General features: G+C 49.4%; 11 protein-coding genes. 7 read left to right on the top strand and 4 right to left on the bottom strand.

The window, feature by feature from the left end; all coding sequences use genetic code 11:
• Positions 1–7: 7 nt before the first annotated feature.
• Positions 8–2,002: a PAS domain-containing hybrid sensor histidine kinase/response regulator gene (locus OKW21_RS26840; RefSeq protein ID WP_277485727.1), complete on the top strand. Its 1,995-nt coding sequence runs from the start codon at positions 8–10 to the stop codon at positions 2,000–2,002.
• A 41-nt stretch (positions 2,003–2,043) separates the two neighbouring features.
• Here the strand turns inward: OKW21_RS26840 and OKW21_RS26835 are convergent, their stop codons facing one another.
• The 4 genes from OKW21_RS26835 to OKW21_RS26820 are packed head-to-tail and all read right to left on the bottom strand — an operon-like array spanning position 2,044 to position 4,642.
• Positions 2,044–2,475 (bottom strand): phage tail protein, encoded by a 432-nt coding sequence (locus OKW21_RS26835; RefSeq protein ID WP_277485724.1) that lies wholly within the window; start codon positions 2,473–2,475, stop codon positions 2,044–2,046.
• Positions 2,468–2,905, bottom strand: coding sequence for a hypothetical protein (locus OKW21_RS26830; protein ID WP_277485721.1), 438 nt, complete (start codon positions 2,903–2,905; stop codon positions 2,468–2,470). The genes OKW21_RS26835 and OKW21_RS26830 overlap by 8 nt, the downstream gene beginning before the upstream one ends.
• Positions 2,906–2,965: 60 nt before the next feature.
• Positions 2,966–3,934 carry a DNA-methyltransferase gene (locus OKW21_RS26825; RefSeq protein ID WP_277485718.1) on the bottom strand — a complete coding sequence of 323 codons (969 nt, stop codon included), beginning with the start codon at positions 3,932–3,934 and terminating at the stop codon, positions 2,966–2,968.
• A gap of 27 nt (positions 3,935–3,961) precedes the next feature.
• Positions 3,962–4,642 (bottom strand): TaqI family restriction endonuclease, encoded by a 681-nt coding sequence (locus OKW21_RS26820; RefSeq protein WP_277485715.1) that lies wholly within the window; start codon positions 4,640–4,642, stop codon positions 3,962–3,964.
• 181 nt (positions 4,643–4,823) lie between these two features.
• On the opposite strand from OKW21_RS26820, the gene OKW21_RS26815 reads away from it, so the two are divergent.
• The 6 genes from OKW21_RS26815 to OKW21_RS26790 all read left to right on the top strand — a co-directional run bounded on the left by OKW21_RS26815 (position 4,824) and on the right by OKW21_RS26790 (position 17,590).
• On the top strand, positions 4,824–8,015 hold the full coding sequence (locus tag OKW21_RS26815) for a DUF1553 domain-containing protein (protein ID WP_277485712.1): 3,192 nt from the start codon (positions 4,824–4,826) through the stop codon (positions 8,013–8,015).
• 118 nt (positions 8,016–8,133) lie between these two features.
• The gene (locus OKW21_RS26810) at positions 8,134–9,591 is read left to right on the top strand and encodes a DUF1501 domain-containing protein (RefSeq protein ID WP_277485710.1); all 1,458 of its coding nucleotides are present in this window, start codon (positions 8,134–8,136) and stop codon (positions 9,589–9,591) included.
• A gap of 16 nt (positions 9,592–9,607) precedes the next feature.
• Positions 9,608–12,805 (top strand): DUF1553 domain-containing protein, encoded by a 3,198-nt coding sequence (locus tag OKW21_RS26805; protein WP_277485708.1) that lies wholly within the window; start codon positions 9,608–9,610, stop codon positions 12,803–12,805.
• A 10-nt stretch (positions 12,806–12,815) separates the two neighbouring features.
• Positions 12,816–14,276, top strand: coding sequence for a DUF1501 domain-containing protein (locus OKW21_RS26800; protein WP_277485706.1), 1,461 nt, complete (start codon positions 12,816–12,818; stop codon positions 14,274–14,276).
• 99 nt (positions 14,277–14,375) lie between these two features.
• Positions 14,376–15,905, top strand: coding sequence for a DUF1549 domain-containing protein (locus tag OKW21_RS26795; RefSeq protein WP_277485704.1), 1,530 nt, complete (start codon positions 14,376–14,378; stop codon positions 15,903–15,905).
• Positions 15,902–17,590 carry a DUF1553 domain-containing protein gene (locus OKW21_RS26790; RefSeq protein WP_277485701.1) on the top strand — a complete coding sequence of 563 codons (1,689 nt, stop codon included), beginning with the start codon at positions 15,902–15,904 and terminating at the stop codon, positions 17,588–17,590. Before OKW21_RS26795 ends, OKW21_RS26790 begins: the two co-directional genes overlap by 4 nt.
• The last annotated feature ends 2 nt before the right edge of the window (positions 17,591–17,592 follow it).

Raw genomic sequence — 17,592 nt, 5'->3', positions numbered from 1 at the left:
CGTAATTTTGGAAGAGGACTATCAGAAATATAGCGAAAGAGTAAAAAAATATATGGAGGAAAATGCGGAAGACCTCTATGAAAATGCCCCCTGTGGCTACCTTTCTTTTGAGCCTGATGGTACCATACTGAAAATTAACACCACCCTGCTGCTTTGGATAGGGCAGGAGAGGGATGATGTCTTATTCCGGAAAAAGTTTTCCGGACTGTTAAGCGTAGGAGGTCGAATTTTTTATGAGACACATTACGCCCCTCTTCTTCAGATGCAGGGCTTCCTCAAGGAGGTCAGTTTTGACCTACAGAAAAGTGATGGAAGCTTTCTTCCGGTGTTGGTCAACACGGTGCAGGTCAAAAACAGCGAGGGAAAAGTAATGCTGTATCGGGCTACCCTCTTTGATATCACCGACAGGAAAAAATATGAGAAAGAGCTGCTGCTTGCGAAAAAAAAGGCAGAGGAGGCCAGTCGGGTGAAAGCGGAGTTCATCTCCACAGTAAGCCACGAGATCCGTACTCCTATGAATGCTATCATTGGCATTGCCGACCTGCTGCTCAAGTCCAGCCCTAAACCTCAGCAGGTGGAAAACCTGCAGATACTCAAGTCTTCCTCAGACCACCTGCTTAACCTGATCAACGATATTCTGGACTTTAGCAAGATCGAGTCCGGTAAGGTGAAGGTGGAAGAAAGGAATTTTAACCTCGGTACGCTGGTACAGAGCGTTATCTTCAGCTTTCGGGAAAGGGCAGAGGAGAAAGGAATAACCCTCGACCTGCTCTGGGAGGATGGTTTGCCGGAGTACTTTCTGGGTGATCCGGTAAAAATACGCCAGGTGCTTACCAATCTGCTGGGCAATGCCATCAAGTTCACTAACGAAGGATACGTAAAGCTTAGCCTGTCTGGCAGAAATCAGTCCCAGGAGGCCTGTACTATTGACTTTTCAGTACAAGACAGCGGCATAGGCATTGCCCCGGACCGGCTGGAGCAGGTATTTGACACCTTTACCCAGGAAAGCTATGATACCAATATGAAATACGGAGGTACCGGCCTTGGCCTCAGTATTTGCCAAAAGCTACTGGCCCTATATGGCAGTAAGTTGTCTGTAGAGAGCGAGCTAGGCAAAGGCACGACATTCTTTTTCAGCCTGACCCTCAAGGTAGGAGAGGTAGATGAAAAAGCACAAAGCATGGCCAGCATAGCCAACGCGCAAGCTTCGGTAGAGGGAATCCGGCTGCTGCTGGTGGAGGACAACCTGACAAATATTTATGTAGCTTCTCAGTATCTGAGGTCCTGGGGAATACAGTTTGATACTGCCGAAAATGGAAAACAGGCGCTGGAGAGGCTATCTCATAAAGATTACGATATTGTCCTGATGGACCTGCGGATGCCGCAGATGGATGGCTATGAAACTGCCCGCGCTATACGGGCAATGGAAGAAGAAAAATACCGTACCCTTCCCATTATTGCGCTCTCCGCTTCGGCCCAGCCTCATCACCTGTCCAAGATAGAAACTGCCGGCATGAACGATTTTGTCAGCAAACCTTTTGTGGCAGAAGAACTGCATGCGAAAATCGCTTACTATAGCGGCCTGCAGAAAGAGAGTGCCCCATCCGCTGAGGAGAAACCTCTTGAAGACAGCGATGCGGATACTCCTGCTGAAACAGCGGTTCTCAACCTGAACAACTATCGTGAAGCTACGGCCCATGATGCGCAAAAGCTAGCGTTTCTGATCCGCATCACGGTGGGAGAGCTCGAGAGTTTCAAAACCCATTTTATGGAAGGATTGAAAGACCGCAACCAGAAACAGATAGGATCAGTGACCCACAAGATCAAGGCGACCCTTGACTATCTAGAAGCAAGGCCGCTGACAAATGCCATTGAACAGTCCAGAAAGAGCCTGGAGCAAGATGCTGACGCCCAGTTGATTGCGCAGACAGGAGCGGAAGTAGAGCGTGAGGTGCAGCAGGTCATCCGTAGGTTGGAGGAAGAAGTGCAAAGGCTTACCTAGCCGGAATTACCCAGTTACGAAGGCCCCGCTTACAAAATGCTTTATTCGTTTTCTACAATTATGCCCTCACAGGCAATCTCCAGACTTTCCAGCGCTAGCTCGCTGGCACTGGCTTTAAGGTCGGACCATACAATTTTTACGGGAAAAGCATTCTTTATCTTCCAGACTACTACCGGCTCATGGTTTTCATCCAGGAGGGAGATTGTAATATCCCTTCTTTCTACCTTGTGTAGCTGGATGGTATTCCACCACTGAAAAAATTCATTGTCACCTTTTACAATACCCCTTTTCAAAGTGATATTCCCGTATTTCCTCAGGCCGGGCATTTTGATCGGAGAAAACTCAGGGCTTGCCCCTTCGCGGTATTCAATGACATCAACTTCCACTGACAGCCCGCTGATTTCCTGGAACTGCATACGGGTACCACCCCAGTTTACCTGGAAATGGAATTTGGGTAAGGGGAATTCAGTCATTGTGATGATGTTTTAAGGTTGTGGGTAAGTCCAGATAAATCGCAAGGTCATGGGTAATGCTTTGCTTAATCCGTTTGCCCTGCTCAGCAGCATAAGCAACAGTAATCGTGATTACCGTATTTTTATCTTCAAACTGAGAGAGAAAGCTTTCGGCCGGGTCCAGGAATACCTCCATCTCTTTATACGGGGCCAGATAGCGGAGCTTATGAAAAACAGATAGTTTTGACAAAAGCTTGCTCCCTCCTAAAATAGAAAGTTCCTGGCTGAATGAGATGCGTACATCGGTAGCTGCAACCACAGATAAATTTCTGATGATTAAAAACATCAGATTTTCCTTCAAAATAAAATCTATACAGAGGGAGGGCGCAACATCACTGGCAGGAGGGGTTTCATCCAAGGGCTTATTGGCAGATTTTTGTGCTTTGCTCATCAGGAGATTACCAGGCTGTGGTAAATTGCTTCTTGATGAAATTAGTAAAATTTTAGCAGACTAAGCTGTTTCTGCTCCGTTTTTTAGCCTCCGCTCCGCCACTTCAAAGTATTCTTGTTGCGTTTCATAGCCTACAAAGCTGCGCTTAAGCTGCTGGCAGGCTACGCCCGTACTGCCACTGCCCATGAAGGGGTCAAGCACCTGCTGCCCTTCAAAGCTGAGCAGCTTAACCAGATGCTGCATCAGATGAACGGGTTTTAGGGTGGGATGCTTGTTAAACTCTTCGGCCTGTTGCCGTACTTTCGGAATCAGGAAGAATTTGTCATAGCCATCTTCCCAGGCCTCGGTACGGATGATATTAGCCGCTACCCTACCTTTGGGGTGGGGGTTGTGCCCCACCTTACCTTCTTCTCCTTCTTCAAAAGGGATGCGGGTATCTTCCAGATTGAGTGCTCCGGTACCATAACGCAAAATATTATTCGCTACATTTCCGGCAGCCAGGGGCTTCTGAATCAGGATGATAGGCTCATAGGCGGGTTTGATTCCCAGCCCTGCTCCATGATATTTTTTGCCTTCCGCGGAGGCAGGCTGGCAGCGGGCTTTCTTGCCGTTAACCGTATAAGTCTCCGCACCACCCTTTTTGTAACCCTGAATGTACTGATAATGGCCGTTGACTTCACTTTCTACACCCAGCGAACGATCAATGGACAGTCCCACATTACGGCTTTTTGGCATGCCGTTGAGATAAGCCCAGAACAATACATCCTTAATCAGAAAGCCACTATCCTCTATGGCTACCATCAGCCGGTGCATCAACCTGACAGAGGAAAATACCAGCCCGAAGGCGCCGGGCTTAAGGACACGAAGACAGTCCGACCAAATCTGCGGATCTGGAAGCGTCTGATCCCATGAATGTGTTTGATAACCTATACCATAGGGAGGGTCGGTGACTAAGGCATCAGTGCTTTCATCAGCCAATGGAAGAAGTCCGTAGCAACTTTTATGATAAATGGTATAAGGCTGGCTCATGCGGATTTAGCGATTTCAGGCGCCAAGTTAATAAATCCTCTTGTATATAAAACCCTGCTCATTCACTCCGCTTACGGTATGCTGTAACAGATTCCCCGAATATATTTCTCCTTGGAGATAGCGCAGATAGTCGGGAGTATATACACCGAATCCGTTAGGTAGGTAGTACAAGGAATTAATTCTACCGGCTTTCAGAGCGTAAGGTAGGTCCACGTGGATACCATCTACACTTTCCCCCTGTTTGTAGGCAGACTTGTATTTACGATAATACCATGCTCTGTGGGTATCTACAAAAATATGGATATGGTAATGATTTGCCTGATGGCATATGGTAAAATCTACCCCAGCCTGATCCAGTTCAAGGCTTCTGTGTACATGCTCATTTCCAAAAATGGCTTGAGCCCCCAGAAAAGCCTGATACTCGGTGAGTATACCACATTGTGTTCTATACAACCGGGCTTTCAGGCCACTCATAAGCTGCTGCTTATCTAATTTCGGGAATTGGACTGTGACCAAATCCTGGTACCTGCTTACGTACAGTTGAAAAAAAGCGTCAAAATCCAGCCAGTGGTTTTGTACAAAAAAAAGCCTGTTCAGCAGCTTGCTGGGATTAAGTGTTCCTTTCAGATCAGCTTCAAAACTTTTGACCTTAGCCAACTGATGATTCAGTTGTAGAGAACAAAGAAATTCAAGATAAGCTCTTAACATATACCAGAGAGGTAGATTAAAGCGGAAGTAAAATCTTTGAAGTTTTTCTGATCCTTAAGTGTGTTTAAGTAATACTATTTTAACCAAATGATGATAGCTATTGCTTATTATTGATCTGTTGAGTGCAAAAATGTATACAATTTCTTAACTTATCTTATTAGAATAGGTAAGAAACTGTCTTATGAAGAACTTATGCCTTCTGTGTATTTTTTTGCTGCTGGCAGCCTGTGAACCAGCAAGGGTACAGTTTTCGCCAGAAGTAGAAGCTCGCTTACCAGAACAGATAGACTTTAATTTTCATATCAAACCCATCCTCTCCGACCGCTGCTTTGCCTGTCATGGACCGGATGAAAATGCCCGTGAAGCTGAGCTGCGCCTGGACCTGGAAGAAAATGCTTTTGTCGCCCTGGGCGAGGACAAAGATCATTATGCGCTTGTAAAAGGGGATGTAGAGGAGAGTGAAGTTTATCACCGCATTACATCTACTGATCCCGAAACGATCATGCCCCCACCGGACTCCAATCTGGAGCTGAGCGAGCATGAAATTGCCCTCCTGACCCGCTGGATAGAGCAGGGGGCAGCGTATACGCCCCATTGGTCGTTCATAGCACCAGAGAAGCCGGAAGTACCTGAGCCCCTTGAGCCCAATTTGCTTAGAAATGAAATAGACCACTTTGTCCTGCAGCGCCTGGAACGTGAAAAGCTCAGCCTCAGCCCCGAGGCTTCCAAAGAAACGCTAATCCGTCGTATTACTTTTGACCTGACTGGCCTGCCACCCACCCCTGAAGAGATTGATGCTTTTGTCAAAGACGAAGCTCCCGATGCCTACGAAAAAGTTGTGGATCGGCTATTATCCTCAGCTCGCTATGGAGAGCGTATGGCAGCCAAATGGATGGAAATTTCCCGCTATGCCGATACGCATGGCTATCAGGATGATCAGTTCCGCTACATGTGGCCCTGGCGTGACTGGGTGATCAAAGCATTTAATGAAAACTTACCTTATGATGATTTCGTCACCTGGCAGATCGCTGGCGACCTGTTGCCGGATGCTACCCAGGAACAGGTGCTGGCCACCGGCTTCAACCGGAACCATGTACAGAATGTGGAAGGGGGCATCATTGAAGAAGAGTATAGAGTAGAGAATGTAGCCGACCGTACCAATACGCTGGGTAAAGCTTTTCTGGGCCTCACTATGGAGTGTGCTCGCTGCCACGACCATAAGTACGACCCGGTCACGCAGAAAGAATATTACCAGATGTACGCCTTCTTCAATAATGTGGATGAAGTGGGCAGAATTCCCCGTGATGGTGGCGAAGCGCCTGGCCCGGCCTTGCTGCTCACTGATGAAGAAAGCGAAAAGCAATTAGCCTTTCTCAGAGAAAAAATAGATGAACAGGAGAAAAAACTGGCTGAAATACAAAAGAATGAACAGGCGGCTTTTGAAAAATGGTTGGCAGCAGGTAAAGCCGAACTACTCTTAAAGCAAAAAATACCTTTAGGCTTAGAAGCGCATTTCCCCCTGGGTAAGGCTTCGTCTGAAAAGCTCAAGGAATTGGATGAGGTAGAAGGAAAATTTGGCAAAGCCACGCTATTTGACGGAGAGAGTGGAGCAAGGATAGAACTGAAGACCTTTGAAAGATCCGATCCTTTTAGCCTTAGTTTCTGGATGAAATCACCTTCCATAAAAGATTATGCAGGAGTATTCGCTTTTTCCAGTGGTTACTACGGTGGTTACCGGGGCTATGAGGTATTACTGCTGGAAGGGAATAAACTGGAATTTCGTCTCTCCCATGAATTCCCCTACAATGCCTTACAGGTGGTTAGCAAAAAATCATTTACGCCTGAGCAGTGGCAGCATGTGAGCATCACCTACGATGGCTCCAGCAGGGCAAGAGGTATTCAACTCTACCTGGATGGGGAAAATGTCCCTCTGGAGATCAGGCGCGACAATCTTTATCAGACATCTATTCCTATCAACTCCCAGTTTGGCAGCAGTCACTACCTCCGCCTGGGTACCCGTGATAATGAAAAAGGCTTTACGAATGGCGCGCTGGATGAGTTGATGGTTTTTCACCGGGCACTTAGTCCTCCCGAAGTACTCAATCTCAGTGACCGGCGAGAAGTTCTTGAGCAGATGCTCAGCAAGGCCCCTGACCAGTTGAGTGCTAAAGAAAAAAATGGCTTGGAGGAGTATTATTTTTCTGTAATTGATCCCTCTTATCAAAAAGAGCTGAAAAATTTGCAGCAATTGCGGCTTGCTGAAAATGATACGCTAACGGCTGAGCCCGAGATCATGGTGATGGGTGAACGAGCTGAGTTACGGCAGACTTTCCTGCTAGAGAGAGGCGCTTACGATGCGCAGGGAGAAGAAGTCAGCCCTGGTACACCAGAGCAGGTATTTAGCTTTCCTGAAAATCTTCCGCCCGATCGTCTGGGCTTAGCCCAGTGGATTACCCACGCCGATAATCCGCTCACTGCCCGGGTGGCAGTCAACCGCCTGTGGCAGCAGTTTTTTGGGAAAGGTATCGTCGGTACGCTGGACGATTTTGGCAGCCAGGGCGACCTGCCCACCCATCCCGCGCTGCTGGATTGGCTGGCAGTTACCTTCATAGAATCCGGCTGGGATATCAAAGCTATGCAGAAAAAAATAGCCATCTCGGCTACCTATCGGCAATCGTCTATGACTTCTGAAGAGCTTTTGCGTAAAGATCCGCAGAACCTGCTACTGGCTAGAGGCCCTAAGCGCCGCATGCCAGCCGAGATGATCCGTGACAATGCCCTGGCCGCCAGCGGGCTTTTGGTCAACAAAATCGGAGGCCCTAGTGTCAAACCCTATCAACCACCGGGCCTGTGGAGAGAAAAAGCTTCTGTGGTGGGAGAAAGAGAGTATAAAGCAGGAAAAGGAGATGAGCTGTATCGCCGCAGCCTTTATACCTATTGGAGGAGAACTATTCCGCCACCTTCTATGCTCACATTTGATGCTGATGCCCGCAATGTATGTACTGTAGAGCGTCAGGTGACGAGTACGCCCCTGCAGGCGCTTATCCTGCTTAACGACCCGCAGTATGTAGAAGCTTCGCGCATATTAGCAGAGCGCATGCAGAAGGACGCAGGCGATAGCTTAGCAGATCAACTTAACTATGGCTTCCGTTTGCTGACCGGCAGAGCAATACTGGAACCGGAACTGGAGATATTTGAAGCCATGTATGATGATGAGTTGGAAAAATATACGAACGAACGTCAAAGTGCCAGAGACTTGCTCAGCATAGGAGAGTACCCTCGTGATCAGCAACTGGATTTATCTAAAACCGCGGCCCTGGCAGTCGTAGCCAATGCGATGATGAACCATGATGAGTTTTACACGCTGAGATAGTTTTATAGTTCTCAATGTTATGGTGTTTTCAACTACCCCAACTATAACACCAAGAACTATTGTGCGAAGCGCATAAGATGATGAGTTAGTCAAAAGAGGAATTATAGCATAAAAAGCAATGTCAGAGAAAAACAATATAGAAAAATCCCTGGCCTACCAGATGAACCGGCGGCATTTCCTGTCCAAGACGAGCCTTGGGCTGGGTGCGGCGGCTTTGTCTTCTTTGCTAGGTCCTTCCACAGCCTGGGCGAATGCTCCGGATAAAGGCATCATGGGAAAACCACATTTTGCGCCCAAAGCGAAGCGAATTATTTATCTCTTCATGAGTGGTGGTCCCTCACAACTGGATATGTTTGACTACAAGCCCAAACTGCAGGAGATGAACGGTAAAGACCTGCCGGAATCGGTACGGCAGGGACAGCGACTGACCGGAATGACTGCCAATCAGCAATCTTTACCGCTGGCAGGGGCGCAGTTTGCATTTGAGCGTTATGGCAAGAGTGGTATGTGGGTCAGCGAACTGGTTCCCCATACCGCCAAAGTGGTGGATGAACTGTGTTTCATCAAATCAATGCATACCGAAGCGATCAATCATGATCCGGCAGTAACTTTCTTCCAGACCGGCTCGCAGCAGCCCGGCCGCCCCAGCATGGGTGCCTGGCTAAGTTATGGGCTGGGCAGCGACAATGAGAACCTGCCTGGCTTCATCGTTATGCTCTCCCGTAATCGTGACGGTGGGCAGCCTCTCTATTCACGACTGTGGGGCAGCGGATTTTTGCCTTCGCTGCATCAGGGCGTACAGTTCCGCTCCGGCAAAGACCCGGTACTTTATCTGAATAACCCTCCCGGTATCAGCGGTACTGACCGCAGGAGGGTACTGGATTACCTGCAGAAAATCTACCAGGAGCAATATAGCCGCATACAGGACCCCGAGATCAACTCCAAAATCGCGCAGTACGAGATGGCTTACCGCATGCAGACTTCCGTACCGGAGGTGATGGATGTGTCAGGAGAGCCAGAATATATTTATGATATGTACGGACCGGATGTACGTAAGCCGGGTACCTTCGCCGCCAACTGCCTGCTGGCCAGGCGTCTGGTAGAGCGGGATGTAAAATTTATCCAACTTTACCACATGGGCTGGGATCAGCATGGCAATCTACCCAACGACATTCAAGGTCAGTGCAAAGCCACAGACCAGGCCTCGGCAGCGCTGATCATGGACCTCAAACAAAGAGGCCTTTTAGAAGATACACTGGTGGTCTGGGGAGGTGAATTTGGACGAACCAACTACTCTCAGGGTAAGCTGACAAAAACGAATTATGGGAGAGACCACCACCCTCGTTGCTTTACCGTTTGGATGGCCGGTGCGGGAGTGAAAAAAGGTTTTTCCTATGGAGAAACAGATGAATTTGGCTATAATGTAGTCAGTAACCCGGTGCACGTACACGATTTTCAGGCTACATTGTTACACTTACTGGGCGTAGACCATGAACGGCTTACTTTTAAACATCAGGGAAGACGCTTCCGATTGACGGATGTTCATGGTCATGTAGTAAATGATATTTTGACCTAAGCATGTACTAATAAAAATGAATCAACAACAACCTTTCTACATTGTAATTGTAGCATGTCTCCTAAGCTATCTGTTGACCGCTTGTGAGCAAAAACCGGCAAGTACAGCTTTGGCTAATAAAAAAGTGCCGGCCGAAGTAGACTTTAACCTGCATGTCAAGCCCATTCTTTCTGACCGCTGTTTTGCCTGCCATGGTCCGGATAACAATAAACGAGAGGCTGACCTACGACTGGATACAGAAGAAGGTGCACTGGGAGCCTTGAAGGAAAGTGAAGGCCACGCCTTCGTGGCGGGCAAGCCTAAGCAAAGTGTAGCCTATCAGCGCATCACCTCTACTGATCCCGATATGCTTATGCCTCCTCCAGAATCTAACCTGAAGCTGAGCGAGTACGAAATCAAAGTCATAGAAAAGTGGATCAAGCAGGGGACGGAATGGAAAGATCACTGGGCTTTTATCAAACCTGAACGGCCAGACCTTCCTGAAGTCGAGCAGCAGGATTGGGTACAAAATCCTATTGACCAGTTTGTGCTGGCAAAACTTGAAAGTGAAGGCATGACGCCTGCTCCTCCCGCCAGCAAAGAAAAGCTGCTTCGTCGCGTCACCTTTGACCTCACCGGACTGCCACCTAGCGTAGAAGAGATAGAGGCCTTTCAGAAAGATGACTCTCCCGATGCCTATGAAAAAGTGGTAGATCGCCTGCTGGCTTCAGCGCATTTCGGAGAGCGCATGGCTCCCGTCTGGTTAGACTTATCCCGCTATGCCGACTCTCACGGCTATCAGGATGACCGCCCCCGTACCATGTGGCCCTGGCGCGACTGGGTGATTGAGGCTTTTAATCAAAACCTTCCTTACGACAAATTTATCACCTGGCAGCTTGCCGGAGATTTATTGCCAGAAGCCGGTTATAAGCAGAAGCTGGCTACCGCATTTAACCGTAACCATGCCATCACACAGGAAGGAGGGGTAATTGAAGAAGAATACCTGACTGAATATGCCGCCGACCGTACCAATACTTTTTCTACAGCTTTCCTTGGCCTTACCGTAGAGTGTGCCCGCTGCCACGATCATAAGTATGACCCTATCTCTCAGAAAGAATATTACCAGCTTTTTGCCTTCTTTAACAACGTACCTGAAACAGGGAAGATCAGCTATCTCGATCAGGCGCCTGACCCAGCCATGCGGGTTGAAGATGCTGAGCTGGAAGCCAAGAAAGCCTATGTGGACTCTACAATACTTGCGCTGGAAAATAAGCTGGAACAACTGCAAAAACAGGCCGTACCAGAATTCCAAAGCTGGTTGACCAGTGATTCTCCCCAAACAGATACCGAAAGTGAGCAGCTAGCCTATTTTAAGCTGGATGTGATGGAAGCACAGCAGTTCAGAGGAGATTATTCAGACTTACCGGGACTGATGAATGTCGCTTTACCCAAGAAAATTGAACTGCCGGAGCATGTAGAAGGAAAGTATGGCAAAGCCTTACAGTTCAATGGTGCCAACTTCCTTACTTTAGGAGATATCGCTGATTTTGATCACCACGACCACTTCTCGCTGGGTAGCTGGGTTAAGCATAGCAATAAGCATGATCGCCGGGCAGGTATCCTTAGCCGTCGCAATGGTGAGATCTCCCGACAGGGCTATGACCTCACCCTTACCAAAGACAACAGGCTGAGCCTGCGGCTGATCCACCATGAAGGGCAGGATTACCTGGATGTGGAAACCAGAACAGCAATTCCTGCCGGGCAGTGGACCCATGTATTCGCTACCTATGATGGCTCAGGAAAAGCAGAAGGCATTAGGCTTTACATCAATGGCAAGTTGCAGCCGCTAAAGGTAAATTTTGATCAGCTGGGCCGACAGTCCATCCTGAACGGAAACGATTTTCTGGTAGGTAACTGGTATAGCCGTAATGTAGCTACCGATACCTATGGCTTCACCGGAGGAAGTATTGATGAAGTGCGGGTATATCATCGTACGCTTAGCCCGCTGGAAGTGCAGCAAGTAGCCGAAGTGAAGCCTTCTCAACAGAAAGAAGCGCTTTATGCTCATTACCTGCAAAGGCAACATCAGGATTTTCAACGTACCACGCGCAGATTGGACAGCCTGCGTCAACTGGATGTGAGCATTCCCAATGTGATGATCATGGCAGAAAGAGAAGAGCGTAAGCCTGCTTATCTGCTGGCACGAGGCGCTTATGATGCTCCCACCGAAGAAGTGGACAGGGCTACGCCCGAAGCCGTATTGACTTTTGATGAAAAATACCCGTCTAACCGGCTTGGCCTTGCCCAGTGGCTCATAGATGAAGATAACCCGCTTACTACCCGTGTAGCCGTCAACCGTTTCTGGCAGATGTATTTTGGCAAAGGCATCGTGCGTACGCCTGAGGATTTCGGCAACCAGGGTGAGTTGCCTACGCATCCGGCCCTGCTGGACTGGCTGTCAGTGGAGTTCAGGGAATCTGGCTGGGATGTCAAAGCTTTGCAGAAGCTGATCGTGATGTCAGCGACCTACCGGCAGTCAGCACGCATCACCAAAGAGAAGCAGCAAAGAGATCCTGATAATTTGTTGCTGGCTCGTGGCCCTAACGTACGCCTGACCGCCGAGATGTTTCGCGATAATGCTTTAGCGGTAAGTGGACTTCTCTACGACAGCCTGGGAGGTAAATGGGTGAAGCCTTATCAGCCGGATGGTATCTGGAAAGCGATGGCAAACCAGATCGGCGAGAATAAATACCGGGCAAGCAAAGGGCCGGGACTATACCGCCGTAGCCTTTATACCTATTGGAAGCGTACCATTCCGCCGCCTACCATGGTGATGTTTGACGCTCCTGAGCGCACGCTCTGTGTTGCCAAACGGCAAAGCACCAGTACACCTTTACAGTCACTGGCTTTACTTAATGACCCTCAATTTGTAGAAGCGGCCCGCAAGCTGGCAGAGCGTATGCTGGCAGAGGGAGGAGCATCTGCCGAAGAGCAAATCGCTTTTGGCTTCCGGGCTGTCACTTCTCGCGAACCCAAAACAGAAGAACTCGCCCTGCTAACACAGTTATACCAGGACAAAGTGGAATACTATCAGCAAACACCCGAAGAGGCGGAAGGCCTGCTCAGGGTAGGAGCATCTACCTACAACAAGCGCAGTAAGGCGGTAGAGATCGCGGCTATGGCCGTAGTCGCCAATACACTTTTTAACCTTGACGAAGCAAAATTCAGAAGCTAAAAAAACTGTTATGAAAGATATACTCACTGAACATTTCAACCAGATGAATCGCCGTCACTTCCTCTCTCGCATGAGCCTGGGCTTAGGAGGAATGGCACTGGGAAGCCTGATGGGTTGTAACAGCAATGCCAGTTCCGGCCCCGCCATAGATCCGATGAGTGGTATACTGGATCAGCTGCACTTCGCGCCCAAAGCCAAGCGGGTAATTTACCTCTTTCAGAGTGGAGGCCCTTCCCAGATGGATTTGTTTGATTACAAGCCTATGCTTAGCAAGATGCATGGCGAGGAGTTGCCGGCCTCAGTGCGGATGGGACAGCGCCTTACCGGTATGACTGCCGGACAAAGCTCTTTTCCTTTGGCCTCTTCACTCTTTGAGTTTAAGCAAAGGGGACAAAGCGGCGCCTGGGTAAGTGATCTTATGCCGCATACCGCGGAAATTGCCGATGAGCTTTGCTTTATCAAAACCATGCACACCGAAGCGATCAATCATGATCCAGCCATTACTTTTTTCCAGACCGGCTCACAGCAACCGGGCCGCCCCAGCATCGGCTCCTGGCTCAGCTATGGTTTGGGGAGTGATAACCAGAATTTGCCTACCTTCATCGTGCTGCTTTCTCGTGGAGCGCAACGCCCACAGCCTATATATTCCCGCCTTTGGGGCAATGGCTTTCTGGCCTCACTCCACCAAGGCGTACAGTTTCGTTCTGGCAAAGATCCGGTACTTTTTCTGAATAATCCCGACGGAATTAACGCGGGTACGCGCCGGCAAGTGCTGGATTATCTGGCCCAGCTGAACGACATGCGCTTACAGGATTTTGGCGATCCGGAGATAGAGTCGCGTATTTCCCAGTATGAGATGTCGTACCGCATGCAAACCTCCGTACCTGATGCCCTGGATTTGTCAGATGAGCCTGACTCGGTATTTGAAATGTACGGAGAAGATGCCCGCAAGCCTGGTACTTATGCAGCCAATTGCCTGCTGGCCCGTCGTCTGGCCGAGCGGGACGTAAAATTTGTGCAGCTCTATCACCTGGGCTGGGATCAACATACCGATTTGCCGAGAGAACTGTCTTCACAATGCCGCGACACTGACCAGGCCTCTGCCGCGCTGGTCAAAGATCTTAAGCAAAGAGGGCTGCTGGAAGATACCCTGATTGTCTGGGGAGGCGAGTTTGGCCGTACCAATTATTCACAGGGACAGCTGACCGCCACCAATTATGGGCGTGATCATCATCCCCGCTGCTTCACCATCTGGATGGCTGGTGGGGGCGTGAAGAAAGGGATTACTTATGGTGAGACTGATGAGTTTTCTTATAATATCGTCAAAGATCCGGTGCATGTCCATGACTTCCAGGCTACTTTGCTGCACCTGCTGGGCGTAGACCATGAGAAGCTTACTTTCAAACACCAGGGCAGGCGCTACCGCCTTACCGATGTACACGGGAAGCTGGTGAAAGGCATCCTGGCATAATAGCAGCAGGGCGGCTCACTTGAAGAAGTGAGTGATAAGCTGTATCTTCTGTGCTGCTCTGGAAAGGGCGTACATCTATACAAAAGAGAATCCTGGCAGATGAAAAAATATTCAGTATACCTCATCATATGCTACTGCATGGGCTTCTTCCTGAAAGCCTGCGATTCTCCACGGCTGCAGTTTGCTCCTGAAGTAGAAGCGCAATTGCCTGAGCAGATAGATTTCAACCTTCATATTAAGCCTATCCTGTCCGACCGCTGCTTTGCCTGTCATGGCCCTGATGAAAATAAGCGCGAGGCAGATCTGCGGCTGGACGAGCCGGAGAGCGCCTTTGCCGCTTTGGGAGAAGAAAAAGATCGCTATGCTATTGTGCCCGGTGATCCGACTGAGAGCGAGCTGTTTCACCGCATTAACGCTGATGATAAAGAAATGGTAATGCCTCCGCCTGAATCTAACCTGACACTTTCGGAACAGGAAGTCGCCCTGCTCAGCCGCTGGATAGAGGAAGGCGCCGAATACAAGCCCCACTGGTCATTTATTCCCCCGGAAACCCCTGAGCTTCCTGCAGTAGAGCAGAATGAATGGCTGAAAAATCCTGTTGACCGCTTCGTTTTAAAACGTCTGGAAAGCGCTAACTTACAGCCTTCGCCGGAAGCTGATAAAGTACAGCTTCTGCGAAGAGTCACCTTTGACCTGACGGGCCTGCCTCCTACACCTGAAGAGATTGAAGCTTTTGTGGCGGATACCTCGGCTGAGGCATACGAAAAAGTAGTAGACCGCCTGCTGGCTTCTCCTCACTTTGGTGAACGTATGGCGATGGACTGGCTGGATATCGCCCGCTATGCTGATTCCCATGGATACCATGCTGATGGCTACCGTATGATGTGGCCCTGGCGTGACTGGGTGATCAAAGCTTTTAATGAGAACCTGCCCTATGATGATTTCATTACCTGGCAGATGGCAGGAGACCTTTTACCCGATGCTACCCAGGAGCAGGTGCTGGCCACTGGTTTTCATCGCAACCACCCTGCCAGTTCGGAGTCAGGTATTGTCCCTGAGGAGTATCGGCTAGAAAATGTTTTTGACCGCACCAATACTACCGCTAAAGCCATGCTGGGACTTACGCTGGAATGTGCCCGCTGCCATGACCATAAATATGACCCTATCTCTCAGAAAGAATATTTTCAGTTCTCGGCTTTCTTCAACAATGTGGATGAGCTGGGCATGATCGCCAATGACGGTAATACCGCACCCACTATTCCGTTCATGCAGGAAGAAACCGCTGAAAAAGTGGCTTACCTCCGTAAACTGATTGCCGGGCAGGAACAAAAGGAAAAGACATATCGACAGGAGGCTGTCAAAAAACCAAGTGGTAAAAAAGTGCAGCCTGAGCCAGGCTTTTTGAAAAAAGGGCTGGCTGGTCACTATCCATTGGACCACTTCTCTGATGAAAAGTCACCTAATCAGGTACAAAGTGGAAAAAAGGCACAGCTCCGTGGTGATGTTGAGATAGTCGCCGGCAAAGCAGCTAAGGCAATACATTTCGATAGCGAGTACGAGTACATGTCATTGCCGGAAGTAGGAAACTTTGAGCGAACCGATGCTTTCTCAGTAGGCGCGTCTGGGTGAAACCTGACAAAAAAGAAGCATATAGCGTAATTCTGGGAAATGCCGGAGGGAAAAATTCACATTGGCGAGGCTACGAACTTTTTCTGGATGAAAATAATCGTGTGAGCGTACGCCTTACCCATGGTCTGCCTGACCATTGCCTGCATGTCACTACCCATGATAGCATTCCGATAAATCAATGGAGCCACCTGATGTTTACCTACGATGGCTCCAGTAAGGCAGAAGGCATAAAAGTTTATGTTGACGGAAAGGCCTCAGGCCTACAAACACATTACAGTCGTCTTTACAAAAGTATCCGCACCATAGACGACACCCTCAAGGTAGAAGCCCAGGCAGTCCGCGTAGGGCGTAGTTATCGGGGCGCACTTGATGTTGGACTTTATGAAGGGGCAGTAGATGAAATCAGAATTTATCAGCGAAAGCTGAGCGGCCTGGAAGTAGCGAGCATTGCTGGAATTAATCTTTGGGAAGGCTCTGATCAGGAAGCACAGGCACTGCAATCCGAATATATACTGCAAAACCATGATCCCCGCTATCGGCATATACTTAACGAACTGAACCGCTTGCGCCGTGAAGAACACGCTACTTTGGATACTGTACCCGAGGTAATGGTCATGCGGGAAAAACATCCTCCCCGTAAGACTTACGTGCTGGATAGGGGCATGTATGATGCGCCTAGAGAAGAAGTACAGGCGGGGGCAATCGCCCGGGCATTACCTTTTGAGGGCTTTCCGCCTAACCGTCTGGGACTGGCCCAATGGATGTTGCATCCCGATAATCCGCTCACTGCCCGGGTGGCGGTGAACCGCTACTGGCATATGTTTTTCGGGAGAGGCATTGTTGCCAGCCTGGAAGATTTTGGTAACCAGGGAGACCTGCCTACCCATCCCCAGCTGCTGGACTGGCTGGCTCTGGAGTTTGTAAATGCCGATTGGGATGTCAAAGCCCTATTGCGCCTGATTGCTACTTCGGCTACGTATCGGCAGACCTCAGTAGCTTCTAAGGAGCTAAGAGAGCGAGATCCAGACAACTTACTGCTGGCTCGCGGCCCGAGCCACCGTCTTCCCGCGGAGATGATCCGGGATAATGCCCTGGCAGCCAGCGGCCTGCTGGTAGACAAAATTGGTGGCCCCAGCGTCAAAACATATCAGCCAGAAGGACTGTGGAGCAAAACCCATTTTTCCCGCCTGCTGGTAGATTATGAGCCGGACCAAGAAGACAAGCTGTATCGCCGGAGCATGTATACCTTCATACGAAGGACGGCACCGCCTCCCAGCATGATGGTGATGGATGCCTCAGACCGCAACATGTGTATCGTACGCCGACAGCGGACCAGTACACCCCTGCAGGCGCTGCTGCTCCTGAATGAGCCGCAAATGATAGAAGCTGCCCGCCTTGTCGCTGAACGGGTAATCAGGGAAGGTGGAGAAAGTAGTGATGCACAACTGAACCTGGCCTTCCGCCTGCTAAGCAGCCGTGATCTTAAGCAAGAAGAACTTTCGCTCATGCGTGAGCTGTACAGGCAGGAATTGCTGAAGTACCAGGAAGATAAAGCCGGAGCGGAAGAGCTGTTACAGGTAGGTGATTACCGGCGAGATACAAGCCTACCCACAGCTGAGGTAGCTGCGTTGACGGCGGTGACCAATATCATGATGAATTACGACGAAATTTACACCAAAAGATAAGC

Source organism: Catalinimonas alkaloidigena (assembly GCF_029504655.1).
In the GTDB taxonomy this organism is placed as follows: Bacteria; Bacteroidota; Bacteroidia; order Cytophagales; family Cyclobacteriaceae; genus Catalinimonas; species Catalinimonas alkaloidigena.
This window is presented reverse-complemented; position numbering and strand designations above follow the sequence as displayed.

Bases quoted from the DNA above. Each gene is read 5' to 3' on its own strand.
- OKW21_RS26815 (WP_277485712.1), top strand. From the start codon at position 4,824: ATGAAGAACTTATGCCTTCTGTGTATTTTTTTGCTGCTGGCAGCCTGT.
- OKW21_RS26810 (WP_277485710.1), top strand. From the start codon at position 8,134: ATGTCAGAGAAAAACAATATAGAAAAATCCCTGGCCTACCAGATGAAC.
- OKW21_RS26805 (WP_277485708.1), top strand. From the start codon at position 9,608: ATGAATCAACAACAACCTTTCTACATTGTAATTGTAGCATGTCTCCTA.
- OKW21_RS26830 (WP_277485721.1), bottom strand. From the start codon at position 2,905: ATGAGCAAAGCACAAAAATCTGCCAATAAGCCCTTGGATGAAACCCCT.
- OKW21_RS26835 (WP_277485724.1), bottom strand. From the start codon at position 2,475: ATGACTGAATTCCCCTTACCCAAATTCCATTTCCAGGTAAACTGGGGT.
- OKW21_RS26825 (WP_277485718.1), bottom strand. From the start codon at position 3,934: ATGAGCCAGCCTTATACCATTTATCATAAAAGTTGCTACGGACTTCTT.
- OKW21_RS26820 (WP_277485715.1), bottom strand. From the start codon at position 4,642: ATGTTAAGAGCTTATCTTGAATTTCTTTGTTCTCTACAACTGAATCAT.
- OKW21_RS26795 (WP_277485704.1), top strand. From the start codon at position 14,376: ATGAAAAAATATTCAGTATACCTCATCATATGCTACTGCATGGGCTTC.
- OKW21_RS26800 (WP_277485706.1), top strand. From the start codon at position 12,816: ATGAAAGATATACTCACTGAACATTTCAACCAGATGAATCGCCGTCAC.